The organism is Reyranella sp. (assembly GCF_030651995.1).
Classification (GTDB): Bacteria; Pseudomonadota; Alphaproteobacteria; order Reyranellales; family Reyranellaceae; genus Reyranella.
In genome coordinates this window covers 71,117-82,952 of the sequence record NZ_JAUSBN010000055.1, presented here as the reverse complement: position 1 = coordinate 82,952, position 11,836 = coordinate 71,117, and the positions used below count along the sequence as shown (strand labels likewise).

The window sequence follows — 11,836 nt, the reverse complement described above, 5'->3', positions numbered from 1 at the left end:
TCAATGGCACAGACCGGTAATCACAAGGGACTTACGTTCGGCATCTTCCTGGCGCCGTTCCATCGCGTCGGCGAGAACCCGACTCTCTCGATGGCACGCGACATGGAGCTGATCGAGTGGATCGACGAGCTGGGCTACGACGAAGCCTGGATCGGCGAGCATCATTCCGCCGGCTGGGAGACCATCGCGTCGCCGGAAGTCTTCATCGGCGCCGCCATCGAGCGCACACGCTACATCCGCCTCGGCTCCGGCGTGACCAGTCTGCCCTATCATCATCCGCTGATGGTCGCGAACCGCTTCGTGCAGCTCGACCACATGTCGCGCGGCCGCACGATGCTGGGCTGCGGTCCCGGGGCGCTGCCGTCGGATGCCTACATGATGGGCATCGATCCCTCGACCCAGCGCCCGCGCATGGAGGAGGCGCTCGAGGCGATCATGCGCCTGCTGGAATGCAAGGAGCCGGTCACGATGAAGACGGACTGGTTCGAGCTGAAGGAGGCGCGGCTCCATCTCGCGCCCTACAGCTACCCGCATTTCCCGATCGCCTGCGCCAGCACCATCACCCCGTCGGGCATGATTGCCGCCGGCAAGCACGGCCTCGGCGTCCTGTCGATCGGCGCCGGTATCCCAGGCGGGCCAGAGATGCTCGGCAAGCAGTGGGGCATCTACGAGGAGACGGCGGCCAAGCACGGCAAGACGGCGGACCGCAGCAAGTGGCGCGTCGTGGTGAACTGCCATGTGACGGAGGATGACGAGCAGGCGTTGCGCGAGGTCCATGCCGGCGAGCGTCGCGAGACCATGACCTATTTCGAGGACACGCTCGGCCGCCCGCCGGGCCGCGCCGACGATCCGCTGCGCGACGGCGTAAAGATGGGCACGACCCTGGTCGGCAGTCCCGACACGGTGGCCAAGGGCATCGAGCGGCTCCTCGGCTTCTCCAACGGCGGCTTCGGCGGCGTCCTGTTCCGCGCCCACGAATGGGCGACGCGCGAGCAGATCCTGCGCTCCTACGAGCTGTTCGCGCGCTACGTGATGCCGCGCTTCCAGGGTTCGCTCGACACGATCATCAACTCGAACCAGTGGGCCAAGGACAATCGCAAGGGCATCTTCGGTCCGAACGTGGCGGCGGTGAAGAAGGCCTTCACCGATGCCGGCCGCGAAGCCCCCGAGGAATTCCGCGCCCGCACGCCCGGCGCGCGCGACGTCGCGGGCGATTGATCGTCGCCGGGGAGTCCTCTCGCGTTCCGCAGAGCCGAGCATCGTTCTTCGGAGCGAAAGAGCGCACTTTCCTGTGAGGCTGCGATCCCCCACCATGTGCGCTGCACAATCGACAAGGGGGATGGCTCGCCGATGAGCATCAAGGGCAAGGCCTATATTGCGGGAATCTATGAGCATCCGACGCGGCTCGCGAAGGATATCTCGTTGGCCCAGATCCATGCGCAGTGCGCCAAGGGCGCGCTGGAGGATGCGGGCCTCACGAAGGACGATGTCGACGGCTATTTCTGCGCCGGCGACGCACCGGGCCTCGGCCCGATGTCCATGGTCGAATACATGGGGCTGAAGCCGCGCCACGTCGATTCGACGGACACCGGCGGCTCCTCCTATGTGCTGCATGTCGGCCACGCCGCCGAGGCGATCGCCGCCGGCAAGTGCAAGGTGGCGTTGATCACCCTCGCCGGCCGGCCGCGCGCCGAGGGCATGGCGACCGGCACCGTGCCGCGCAGCCGCGGCGGCACGCCGACCCCCGACGAACCGTTCGAGTTTCCCTACGGTCCGACCGTGGTGAACATGTACGCGATGTGCGCCATGCGCCACATGTACGAGTACGGCACGACCTCCGAGCAACTCGCCTGGATCAAGGTCGCCGCCTCGCACCATGCGCAATACAATCCGCACGCGCTGCTGAAGGACGTGGTCACGGTCGAGGAGGTCGTGAACTCGCCGATGATCTCCGATCCGCTGCATCGGCTCGACTGCTGCGTCATCACCGACGGCGGTGGCGCGATCGTCGTCGTGGCGCCGGAGATCGCGGCCAAGCTCAAACGGCCGAAGGTCAAGCTGCTGGGCGCCTCGGAGTTCGTGAAGACGCAGATGGGCGGCAAGGTCGATCTCACCTACTCGGGTGCGCGCTTCACCGGCGCGGCGGCCTTCGCCGAGGCGGGCGTCAAGCCCGCCGACATCAAGTACGCCTCGATCTACGACAGCTTCACCATCACGGTCCTGATGCAGCTCGAGGATCTCGGCTTCTGCGAGAAGGGCAAGGGCGGCGCCTTCGTCGCTGACGGCAACCTGATCTCCGGGACGGGCAAGCTGCCGTTCAACACCGATGGCGGTGGCCTCTGCAGCAACCACCCGGGCAACCGTGGCGGCCTCACCAAGGTCCTCGAGGCGGTGCGTCAGCTCCGCGGCGAGGCGCACCCCAAGGTGCAGGTGGCGAACTGCAATCTGGCGGTCGCGCACGGCACGGGCGGCTCGCTCGGCCTGCGGCACGGCAGCGCCACCATCATTCTGGAAAGGGAGTAGACCATGGCCGAGGCCAAGGAACGCAAGCTGCCCGCGCCCGCCATCAGCCAGGAGACTGAGGCCTACTGGGACGCTGCCGGCAAGGGCAAGCTGCTGGTGCGCAAGTGCAAGAGCTGTGGCCAGGCGCACCATTATCCGCGCACGATCTGCCCGTTCTGCTTCAGCGACGACACCGAATGGGTCGAAGCTTCGGGCAAGGGCACGATCTATTCGTTCAGCGTCATGCGCCGCGCGCCTGTCCCGTACGCCATGGCGTACGTGACGCTGGCCGAGGGCCCGCGCATGGTGACCAACATCGTCGACTGCGACTTCGACGCGCTGAAGTGTGAGCAGGCCGTGAAGCTGGTCTTCAAGCCGACCGACGGCGGTCCGCCGTTGGCGATGTTCACACCGGTTTGACGCTCGTTGGCGGGAGGCTCCAGCGAGCCTCCCGCATTCATTTCCAATTCATGGCGGATCGAAGGCGGGTCTCCAGATCCGCCCGGTTATCTGCGAGAGCGAAGACGTAGCGATCCGGGCGCAGAATCGCGGCGCGTGAACCGTGACGCGCCAGCCAGTCGGCTGCAACGCCCGGCAGCAGCGCGGCTGAGGTTTCAAGACCCGCGAGCATCTCGGCGTCGCCCGCGATTGCGAAGCGCTGGCCGATGACCTCGTCCATCAGCCGTCCGTCGGCGAGACGCGGCTGCGGGAAGATCGTGCCGACAGGTGGCGGCGCGTCGGTGCGGCAGCCCGGCCCGAGTTGCGGCTGCGGGAAGTCGAACATCTGGGCACCGGCAGCGAAGCGCGCGTCACGCGCCGCGGCGGCGGCGGGATCGGTCTCCTGCAGCACGGCGCCGAGCTTCACCGCGAGCTCGATGAAGGCGCGGACATGCGGCAGGCGCTCGCTCTCGTAGGTGTCGAGCAGCGACTCGGGCGCGCCCTCGCGCAGCACGGCGGCGAGCTTCCAGGCAAGGTTGCCGGCGTCGCGCATCCCCGCGCACATGCCCTGGCCGAGGAAGGGCGGCGTCTGGTGACAGGAATCCCCCGCCAGCAGCAGCTTTCCCCGGCGCCAGCCTTCCTGCACGACCGAATGGAAGGTGTAGACGGCGGCGCGCTCGATCCGCGCGTCGTCGGGCCCGACCCAGCGCGCCATCATCGGCCAGAATATGTCCGGGTCGGCCAGCCGCTCCGGATCGTCGCCCGGCATCAGCATGATCTCCCAGCGGTGCCGCGCGCCGCCGACATGCACCACCGTCATCGGCCGCGCCGGATCACAGAGCTGGACGGTATGGTCGGGCAGGGCCTTCACCCGCGGCGAGTCGGGATTGCACAGCAGGTCGACCACCAGCCATGGCTGGTGCAGGCCGAGGTCGTCCTGCCGGCTTCCGATCGCGCGGCGCACCAGCGAGCGCGCGCCGTCGCATCCGACGATGTAGCGGGCGTCGAGTTCGCCCACGTCGGCGATCTCGCGACCGAGATGGACCGTCACGTTCGGGAAGCGCGCGACGCCGACGCGCAGGATTTCTTCGAGCTCCGGTTGGTGAAAATACCAGTTGCCGGCCCAGCCGTGCGGCCCAGGCCCGTCGATGCCGCGCCGAACCATCAAGGTTTGGCCGTCGGCGTTGACGAAATGCATGCCCTTCGACGAGGGCCGCGCCATCGCGGCGATCTTCTCCGCCAGCCTGACCGACTGGAAGATCCGCATCACCTCGCCGTCGAAATGCACCGCGCGCGGCAGCGGATAGATCACCGTGCCGCGCTCGTGCACGGCGACAGACAGCCCAGCCTGGCCCAGCAGGTTTGCCAGCAGCGCGCCAACCGGGCCGTAACCCAGGATGGCGACGTCGGGAGATATCGCGGAAGTCACCGCGCCGGGGTAGCGCAGCGACTTCAGCCTGTCGAGGTATAGGGCCTCGTTCTGCTTTTGGCGGGAGGCTTTAGCGAGCCTCCCGCATCTTCCCGAGCGCCGTCGCAAGGCGCTTGGCGGCGATCTCGGTGCCGAGCTCGGTCCAGTGACCGTCGGACACCCGGTAGGTGTTCGGCACGCCTTTGAAATCATCCTCGAGGTCGACGACCTTGATACCCTGCGCTTCGAGCTCCTTGCGCAGGATGCGGTGCATCAGCGCCCGCTGTTTCGGATAGCTCATGTACTTCGGCCACGGCGCCCAGAACTCGGCATAGCTGGGATCGACGATGCCCACCGGGGCCAGGGCGACCGCGAACTCGATGCCGCGTTCGCGCGCCAGGTCGCGGGCGCCCAGCAGCCAGGTCATGGTTGCTGCGATCGCCTTTCTGTCCACCGACTGTTCGAGTTCCGCCGGAGTCAGGGGGATCGTCCAGGTGGCGGTCTCCCAGTCGACCATGCTGGCGAGCCACCAGGCTTGGATGTATTCCTCGTCGCGGTCGCGCGGTTCGAGCCGGTCCCAGAACGTGTCGCCGCCGCGCGAGAGGATCTCGCGAATGACCTTCTCGTCCTTGTCGGGATAGTAGTAGGTCTTGACCAGCCGGACCATGGCGTCGAGGCGGTCGGCACGCGGCAGCGTGATGATCTTCTGCGCCTCGGCCGGCGGAGCCTTGTTGCCGCGCCCGAACTCCGAGAGGCCCAGACGGTTCACCAGCAGCCAGGTCAGACGGGGTGCCACCGCACCCAGCCACGAAGGCTGAGGCCGCTCGGCAATGGGCGGCGGAATGCGCCACGGCGAGAGCGCATCGGACACGAAATCGTTGCCCGAGAAGAACATGAGGACGAGCGCATCGGGCTGCAGCGACAAGGCGATGTTGCGGATGCGGTAGTAATATTGAGGGGGACCCGTCGCGGAGATGCCCAGCGTGGTCACCTCCCAGTCGCGGTGGCCTTCCGACCGCCACAGCTCCTCGAGCTTCATGCCGACCGATTCTTCGACGAACGCGCCTTCGAGGAAACTGTCGCCGACCAGGACGGTTCGGAAGGTCCCGGCCGGCTTCTGCAGCGAATGCTCGCGGTCGCGCATGCCCCAGCTGTTGTAGGTCGGAACCGGCTGCGTGCCGGTCAGCGTGCTCGCGACCGACGCGTTTGAAACCTCGATCGGCCGCAGTTCCCGCGACGGCCAGGGCGGCACGACGAGGGAGCTGAGCAGTTCGAGCCCGGCCACCGTGACCGCCACGAGCAGGGCCACGAAGATGCCCGAGAACCAGAGACGCTTGTGCTTCATCGAGCCTGCTCATAGCCGATCAGCGGCGTCTCTCCAACGGGACGCACTCATCGCTGGCGCCGCTCAGCCGTTGAGCGCCGCCCACACGCGCTCGGGCGTCGCCGGCATGTTGATGTGCTTGCCGCCCAGCGCGTCGGAGATGGCGTTCATCACCGAGGGCAGGGAGCCCGCGCAGCCGGCCTCGCCGCAGCCCTTGGCGCCCAGCACGTTCGTCTTGGCCGGCACCGAGTGGTAGTCGATCGTGAAGGACGGGGCATCGCCTGCCCGCGGGATCGCATAGTCGGTGAAACTGCCGGTCAGCGGCTGGCCTTCCTCGCTGTAGACGACATGCTCGAAGATCGCCTGGCTGATGCCCTGCACCACGCCGCCATGGCTCTGGCCCTCGACCAGCAGCGGATTGATGACCGTGCCGAAGTCGCCCACCATCGTGTACTTCACGACCTCGACATGGCCGGTGTCGGGATCAATCTCGACCTCGGCCACATGGGTGCCGTTGGGATAGGCCGACGGCGCCGCCTCGTGGACATGGCTGACGTCGAGCGTGGTGGGCACACCCTCCGGCAGCTTCATGCCGCTGCGCAGCTTGCTCGCAAGCTCCAGGATGCCGATGCCGCGGTCGGTGCCGACGATCTCGAAGCGGCCGAGCTTGAACTCGATGTCGGCGGCTGAGGCTTCGAGCGCGACTCCCGCGATCTCCTTGCCCTTTTCGATCACCTTGTCCGACGCTTCCATGATGGCCGCACCCGAGGCCATGATCGACTTGGAGCCGCCGGTGCCGCCGCCGGCGATCAGCAGGTCGCTGTCGCCCTGCTTGAGCTTGATGCGATGGAACGGGATGCCGAGCTTGGTCGTCAGGACCTGGGCGAAGGCCGACCAGTGGCCCTGGCCGTAGTCCAGCGTGCCGGTGATGATCGTGACGTCGCCATTCTCCTCGAAGCGCAGCCCGCCCATCTCGTTCGTGGGCGGCGCCGTCACTTCGAGATAGTCGCCGATGCCGAGGCCGCGCAGCTTGCCGCGCTTGGCGCTCTCCGCCTTGCGCGCCTCGAAGCCCGCCACGTCGGCCAGCTCCAGCGCCTTGTCGAGCAGCACGGTGAACTCGCCGCTGTCATAGGTCGTGCCCGACGCGGTCTTGTAAGGCATTTCCTCGGGTTTGATGTGGTTGCGCCGGCGCATCTCCATCTGGTCGAGGCCCATCTCGCGGGCGGCGGTGGTGATCAGCCGTTCCATGAAATAGTTGGCCTCGGGCCGGCCGGCGCCGCGATAGGCGCCGATCGGCGAGGTGTGGGTGAAGGCCACCTTGGTCTGCACCTCGATCAACGGCGTGCGGTAGACCGCGGCCAGATTGCGCGAGACGCCCAGCGCGCCCATGGCCGCGCCGACGTTCGAGAGATAGGCGCCGAGGTTCGCGTAGCCCTTGAGGCGCACGGCGAGGAAGGTGCCGTCCTTGTCGAGGGCCAGCTCGGCGTCGAAATCGTGGTCGCGCCCATGCTGGTCGCTGAGGAAGCTGCCGGAGCGGTCGTCGGTCCACTTCACCGGACGGCCGAGGATCTTCGAGGCATGGAAGAGGCCGGCATATTCCGGATAGGGCGAGCCCTTCATGCCGAACGAGCCGCCGACATTGCCGGTGACGACGCGCATCTGCGCGGGCTTGATGCCGAGCAGGGCGGCCATCTGGTTCTTGAGGCCGAACACCCCCTGGCAGCCGGCATGGAGCGTCGAGCGATCCGTCTCCTTGTCGTAGTGGCCGATCGCCGTGCGCGGCTCCATGGCGCAGACGACGATGCGGTTGCTGACGAGATGCAGTTTGGTCACGTGTGCGGCTCTGGCGAACGCCTCGGCGACTTTCGCATTGTCGCCGAACTGGAAGTCGGCGCAGACATTGTCCGGGACGTCGTCGAACACGGTCGGCGCGCCGGGCTGAGCGGCGGCGCGCGCCTCGGTCACGGCGGGCAGAGCTTCTATGTCGAGCACGACCGCCTCGGCCGCATCGCGTGCCTGCGCCTGGGTCTCGGCGACGACGAAGGCCACCGGATCGCCGACGAAGCGCACCTTGTCGGTGGCGAGCGAATAGCGCGTCGGCGTCTTCATCTGCGAGCCGTCGCGATTGGGCACCATCATCACCGTCTTCAGCGCGCCGTAGCCCGCAGCGTTGAGGTCCGCGCCGGTCCAGATGCCGAGCACGCCCGGCATGCCGCGCGCCTCCTCGGCGTCGATGCCCTTGAGCAGCCCGTGCGCCACCTGGCTGCGTACCATCACCGCATAGGCCTGGCCCGGGAGGTTGATGTCGTCGGTGTAGCGGCCCTGGCCCTGCAGCAGGGTCGGGTCTTCCTGGCGCGGTACCGGCTGGCCGACGCCAAATTTCATCAAATCGAGATTGTCCGCATCAAGGGGCGCGTTCATGGGAATTCTGCTTCCAAAAGTGGGGGATTTGAACGGCATCATAGCGCAGTGAGGCATGGGCTGTGCTAGTGATTCGGACATGTCGAACCTCGATCCCGTCACATTGACAGTCATCCAGAACGGCCTGGTCCAGGTCTGCAACGAGATGGACCTGGCCTTCGTGCGCGCCGCCTTCTCGCCGGTGATCTCCGAAGGCATGGACCGCTCCGACGGCATCTACGACACCGTCGACGGCTCGCTGATCGCCCAGGGCGAACTCGGCCTGCCGGTCTTCGTCGGCACCATGCAATTTTCCACCCGCGCGGTGATCGAGAGGGTCAAGACGCACTATGCCGGCAGGGTCGATCCGGGCGACGTGTTCATCGTCAACGATCCTTATCTCGGCGGCACGCATCTGATGGACGTGCGCTTCGTCAAGCCGTTCTTCTACAAGGGCGAGCTGTTCGCCTGGCTGGCCAATACCGGGCACTGGCCGGATGTCGGCGGGATGGTGCCGGGCGGTTTCTCCGCCAGCGCGACGGAGGTCGAGCAGGAGGGCTTGCGCCTGCCACCCGTGAAATTCTTCAAGAAGGGCGAGATGGACCAGGAGATCCTGTCCATCATCATGTCCAACATCCGCATCGCCGACCAGCGCATCGGTGACATCAAGGCGCAGGCGGCCGCGCTCACCACCGGCGAGGTGCGGCTCACCGACCTGATCGATCGCTACGGCGCCGACGTGGTGCGATCCGCGATCGCGGAGATGCGCCACCGCGCCGAACGGCAGATGCGCGCCAAGATCGCCGACATTCCCGACGGCGTGTACGAAGGCACCTCGCAGGTCGACAGCGATGGCGTCGTGGACGAGCCGCTCACGATCAGGATAAAGATCACGAAGAAGGGCGACGAGCTCACCTTCGACATGACCGGATCGAGCCCGCCCTGTCGCGGTCCGATGAACAGCGTGATCGCCACGACGAAGTCGGCCATCTATCTCGCGGTGAAGCACATCTTTCCCGACGTGCCGATCAATGCCGGCACCTTCGAGCCGCTGCGCATCGTCGAGCCCGAGGGGACCTTCCTGTATGCGAAGTATCCGCGGCCGGTATCGGGCTGTGCGGCCGAGGTGAGCCAGCGCATCGCCGAGGCGGTGTTCGCGGCGCTCACCAAGGCCATTCCCGACCTGCTGTTCGCCGCGCCCGCCGGAACCTCCGGCAATCTCGGCATCGGCGGCTACGATCCGGAGCGCAAGCGCAACTACATCATGTATCTGTTTACCGGCGGCGGTTACGGCGGCTTCCAGGGCGGCGATGGCTTGAGCAACGGCTGCTCGACCATTGGCATTTCCAAGATGCCGCCGGTCGAGGTGCTGGAGCAGTTCTACCCCGTGCTGTTCGAGGAGTTTTCCCTGCGCGAAGGCTCCGGCGGCGCCGGCGAGTTCCGCGGCGGCTTCGGCATCAACTACGCCATCAAGCTGCGGCGCGGCGAGGCGCGCGTCTCGATGGTGATGGATCATGGCCGCACCGGTCCGCAGGGCGCGCTGGGCGGCAGCGCCGGCGGCACCAATACGGTGCAGGTCGATCAGGGCGGCAAGGCCTATCACCCGCCGCATATTTCCAAGGATCAGGACATCGAGATCGGCGTCGGCGACGTGGTGCGGGTCTCGACGCCGGGCGGTGGCGGCTTCGGCGATCCGGCGAAGCGTAGCGCCGAGGCGGTCGCCCGAGACGTGGCGCGCGGCTACTACAGCGCGGCGGAAGCGCGCGAGAAATTCGGCCCGGCGCAGGCTGCCGAATGAGCGCCTCTCGACGCTCGTTCCTCGCCCTGCCGGTGGTTCTGCTCGCGGCCGATGCCGCGGCGCAATCGGCTTCCTGGTTTCCGGTCGAAGGCGCCGACAAGTCGTTCTTCGTCGAGATGCCGGGCGCGCCGGTCTACAAGGTACTCGATACGGTGTCGGCCGGCGGCACGCCCTTCGTCTATCACTCCTACAGTCTCGAGTATCGCCGCCTCTCGTTCGTGGCGCAGAGCGCACTCTTTCCCGCCGATGTCGACGTGCGGCAGCCGAAGCTCAACCTTCAGTCCGCGCTCGACGATCGCGCGCAGCGCCTCGCCGGTGGAAAATGGACCAGCGTCGACTGGAAGACGGTGCAGGGCGCGTCGGCCGTCGAATCGACCGGACCACTGGCGGGTGGCAATGCGCTTCGGCAGCTCGTCGTGCTGAAGGGCCGCCAATACGTCTCGCTGGGCTATCTCGCGCCGGCCGATGCGATGCGCGCCCCGGAGGCCGAGCGCTTCTTCCGTTCCCTGAGGCTCCTGTCATGACCCTTCCGCGTATCCAGATCCTGGCCCTCGGCGGCACCATCGCGACGGCACCGGATGCGTCGGGCGCGATGCAGATGGGGCTGGGCGCCGACGATCTTGTCGCTGCGGTGCCACTGCTGGCCGGGCTCGCCGACATTCGCGCCGAAACGGTGTCGAGGGTCGGCAGCCATTCGCTGTCCTTCGACCAGATGCATGCGCTCGCGAACAGGATCATGAGCCTCGACGTCGACGGCGTGGTGGTGACGCAGGGCACCGACACGCTGGAGGAGACGTGCTTCCTGCTCGACCTGATGGTCGAGCGCGACATTCCCGTCATCGTGACGGCGGCGATGCGCAATCCCGCGCTCACCTCGCCGGACGGTCCGGGCAACCTGCTCGCCGCCGTGCGCGTCGCCTGCGATCCGTGGGTGAAGACGCAGGCGAAGGCGCTGGGCGTCGTGGCCGTGATGCTGGACGAGATCTATGCGGCGTCCGACGTGCTGAAGATCCACCCGACGCGGCTCAATGCTTTTGCCTCGCCGCAGACCGGCCCGCTGGCGGCGCTGGTCGAGGACAGGGTCGTGCCGCTGTCGCTGCCGGTGCGAGGCCCGATCGAGGCCGCGCGAAAGCGGCTGGGCGGAGCGTCGGAGGGGCGGGAGCAGCCGGTGGCTCTGCTCTGGCTGGGACTCGACGAGCCGGGCTACATCCTCGAGGCGATGGTCGATCATCGCGACCAGCTCGGCTATCGCGGCGTCGTCGTCGGCGCGATGGGCGGCGGTCACGTTCCCGAGCGGGTCGCCTCGCTCGTCGGACAACTGGCCGAGATCATTCCGACCGTCGTGTCGCCGCGTGCCGGCGGCGGGCCGCTGCTGCGTCAGACCTATGGCGGTCCCAGCTCCGAGATCGCCCTGCGCAAGGCCGGCCTCATCTGGGGGGGCCGCCTCAATCCGCTGAAGGCGCGCGTACTTCTCCAGACCTGCCTGCGCGCCGGGCTCGATCGATCGGCGATTGCCGACGTCTTCGAGGCTTTTGGCTAACAGTATTCGGCGCGGGCCTGCTTCGCCGCGGCGAAGCCGTGCATGCCCATGTGCCACTGCAACGCGACGATCATGCCCTTGATCGGCTGAAGCAGGCCGATCGACAGGATGATTACGAGCGGCGTCCACACGGCGGTGTGGAACCAGTAGGACGGCTGGTAGGCGATCTCGACATACATCGCGAGTGGCACGACCAGATGGCCGACCAGGAAGATCGTCAGATAGGCCGGGAAATCGTCGGCGCGATGATGGTGCAGGTCCTCGCCGCAGGCCGGGCATTGATCGGCGACCTTCACGAAGGCACGGAACAGCTTGCCTTCGCCACAGGCCGGGCAGCGTCCGAGTATGCCCCGCCAAAGATAAAGCCCACCCTTCCCAGCCATCATGTCCTCCATCGATTGTCGGCTTGTATATCCATACGGGGAG

The 11,836-nt window shown here is 67.1% G+C and carries 10 protein-coding genes; 6 read left to right on the top strand and 4 right to left on the bottom strand.

From position 1 onward, the window contains the following. The first annotated feature begins 3 nt into the window (after positions 1 to 3). The 3 genes from Q7V45_RS17205 to Q7V45_RS17195 all read left to right on the top strand — a co-directional run bounded on the left by Q7V45_RS17205 (position 4) and on the right by Q7V45_RS17195 (position 2,922). A complete protein-coding gene (locus Q7V45_RS17205) occupies positions 4 to 1,218 on the top strand; it encodes an LLM class flavin-dependent oxidoreductase (protein WP_304854222.1) in 1,215 nt (404 codons plus the stop codon). 132 nt (positions 1,219 to 1,350) lie between these two features. Beyond that, complete coding sequence (locus Q7V45_RS17200; protein WP_304854221.1) at positions 1,351 to 2,523, top strand: thiolase domain-containing protein; 1,173 nt, start codon at positions 1,351 to 1,353, stop codon at positions 2,521 to 2,523. Positions 2,524 to 2,526: 3 nt separating this feature from the next. Continuing rightward, on the top strand, positions 2,527 to 2,922 hold the full coding sequence (locus Q7V45_RS17195; RefSeq protein ID WP_304854219.1) for a Zn-ribbon domain-containing OB-fold protein: 396 nt from the start codon (positions 2,527 to 2,529) through the stop codon (positions 2,920 to 2,922). Between the two features lie 37 nt (positions 2,923 to 2,959). On the opposite strand, the gene Q7V45_RS17190 is transcribed toward Q7V45_RS17195, so the two are convergent. The 3 genes from Q7V45_RS17190 to Q7V45_RS17180 form a co-directional block, all read right to left on the bottom strand. After that, the gene (locus Q7V45_RS17190) at positions 2,960 to 4,369 is read right to left on the bottom strand and encodes a bifunctional 3-(3-hydroxy-phenyl)propionate/3-hydroxycinnamic acid hydroxylase (protein WP_304854217.1); all 1,410 of its coding nucleotides are present in this window, start codon (positions 4,367 to 4,369) and stop codon (positions 2,960 to 2,962) included. 70 nt (positions 4,370 to 4,439) lie between these two features. Beyond that, a complete protein-coding gene (locus Q7V45_RS17185) occupies positions 4,440 to 5,693 on the bottom strand; it encodes a hypothetical protein (RefSeq protein WP_304854216.1) in 1,254 nt (417 codons plus the stop codon). Positions 5,694 to 5,756: 63 nt separating this feature from the next. Then, entirely contained in the window at positions 5,757 to 8,093 is a 2,337-nt protein-coding gene (locus Q7V45_RS17180) for a xanthine dehydrogenase family protein molybdopterin-binding subunit (RefSeq protein ID WP_304854215.1), read from the bottom strand. A gap of 79 nt (positions 8,094 to 8,172) precedes the next feature. On the opposite strand from Q7V45_RS17180, the gene Q7V45_RS17175 reads away from it, so the two are divergent. Genes Q7V45_RS17175 through Q7V45_RS17165 form a run of 3 tightly spaced genes read left to right on the top strand, consistent with a single transcriptional unit; the run spans position 8,173 to position 11,410 of the window. After that, the gene (locus Q7V45_RS17175) at positions 8,173 to 9,870 is read left to right on the top strand and encodes a hydantoinase B/oxoprolinase family protein (RefSeq protein WP_304854214.1); all 1,698 of its coding nucleotides are present in this window, start codon (positions 8,173 to 8,175) and stop codon (positions 9,868 to 9,870) included. Next, positions 9,867 to 10,394 carry a hypothetical protein gene (locus Q7V45_RS17170; RefSeq protein WP_304854212.1) on the top strand — a complete coding sequence of 176 codons (528 nt, stop codon included), beginning with the start codon at positions 9,867 to 9,869 and terminating at the stop codon, positions 10,392 to 10,394. The genes Q7V45_RS17175 and Q7V45_RS17170 overlap by 4 nt, the downstream gene beginning before the upstream one ends. After that, positions 10,391 to 11,410: an asparaginase gene (locus Q7V45_RS17165; RefSeq protein WP_304854211.1), complete on the top strand. Its 1,020-nt coding sequence runs from the start codon at positions 10,391 to 10,393 to the stop codon at positions 11,408 to 11,410. Before Q7V45_RS17170 ends, Q7V45_RS17165 begins: the two co-directional genes overlap by 4 nt. On the opposite strand, the gene Q7V45_RS17160 is transcribed toward Q7V45_RS17165, so the two are convergent. Next, positions 11,407 to 11,793, bottom strand: a complete 387-nt coding sequence (locus Q7V45_RS17160) for a DUF983 domain-containing protein (RefSeq protein ID WP_304854210.1) — start codon at positions 11,791 to 11,793, stop codon at positions 11,407 to 11,409. The genes Q7V45_RS17165 and Q7V45_RS17160 overlap by 4 nt on opposite strands. Positions 11,794 to 11,836: the final 43 nt, after the last annotated feature.

What these genes read in the sequence shown, in the direction of transcription:
- Q7V45_RS17205 (WP_304854222.1), top strand. Translation starts at nt 4, where the DNA reads ATGGCACAGACCGGTAATCACAAGGGACTTACGTTCGGCATCTTCCTG.
- Q7V45_RS17200 (WP_304854221.1), top strand. Translation starts at nt 1,351, where the DNA reads ATGAGCATCAAGGGCAAGGCCTATATTGCGGGAATCTATGAGCATCCG.
- Q7V45_RS17195 (WP_304854219.1), top strand. Translation starts at nt 2,527, where the DNA reads ATGGCCGAGGCCAAGGAACGCAAGCTGCCCGCGCCCGCCATCAGCCAG.
- Q7V45_RS17185 (WP_304854216.1), bottom strand. Translation starts at nt 5,693, where the DNA reads ATGAAGCACAAGCGTCTCTGGTTCTCGGGCATCTTCGTGGCCCTGCTC.
- Q7V45_RS17180 (WP_304854215.1), bottom strand. Translation starts at nt 8,093, where the DNA reads ATGAACGCGCCCCTTGATGCGGACAATCTCGATTTGATGAAATTTGGC.
- Q7V45_RS17175 (WP_304854214.1), top strand. Translation starts at nt 8,173, where the DNA reads ATGTCGAACCTCGATCCCGTCACATTGACAGTCATCCAGAACGGCCTG.
- Q7V45_RS17170 (WP_304854212.1), top strand. Translation starts at nt 9,867, where the DNA reads ATGAGCGCCTCTCGACGCTCGTTCCTCGCCCTGCCGGTGGTTCTGCTC.
- Q7V45_RS17165 (WP_304854211.1), top strand. Translation starts at nt 10,391, where the DNA reads ATGACCCTTCCGCGTATCCAGATCCTGGCCCTCGGCGGCACCATCGCG.
- Q7V45_RS17160 (WP_304854210.1), bottom strand. Translation starts at nt 11,793, where the DNA reads ATGGCTGGGAAGGGTGGGCTTTATCTTTGGCGGGGCATACTCGGACGC.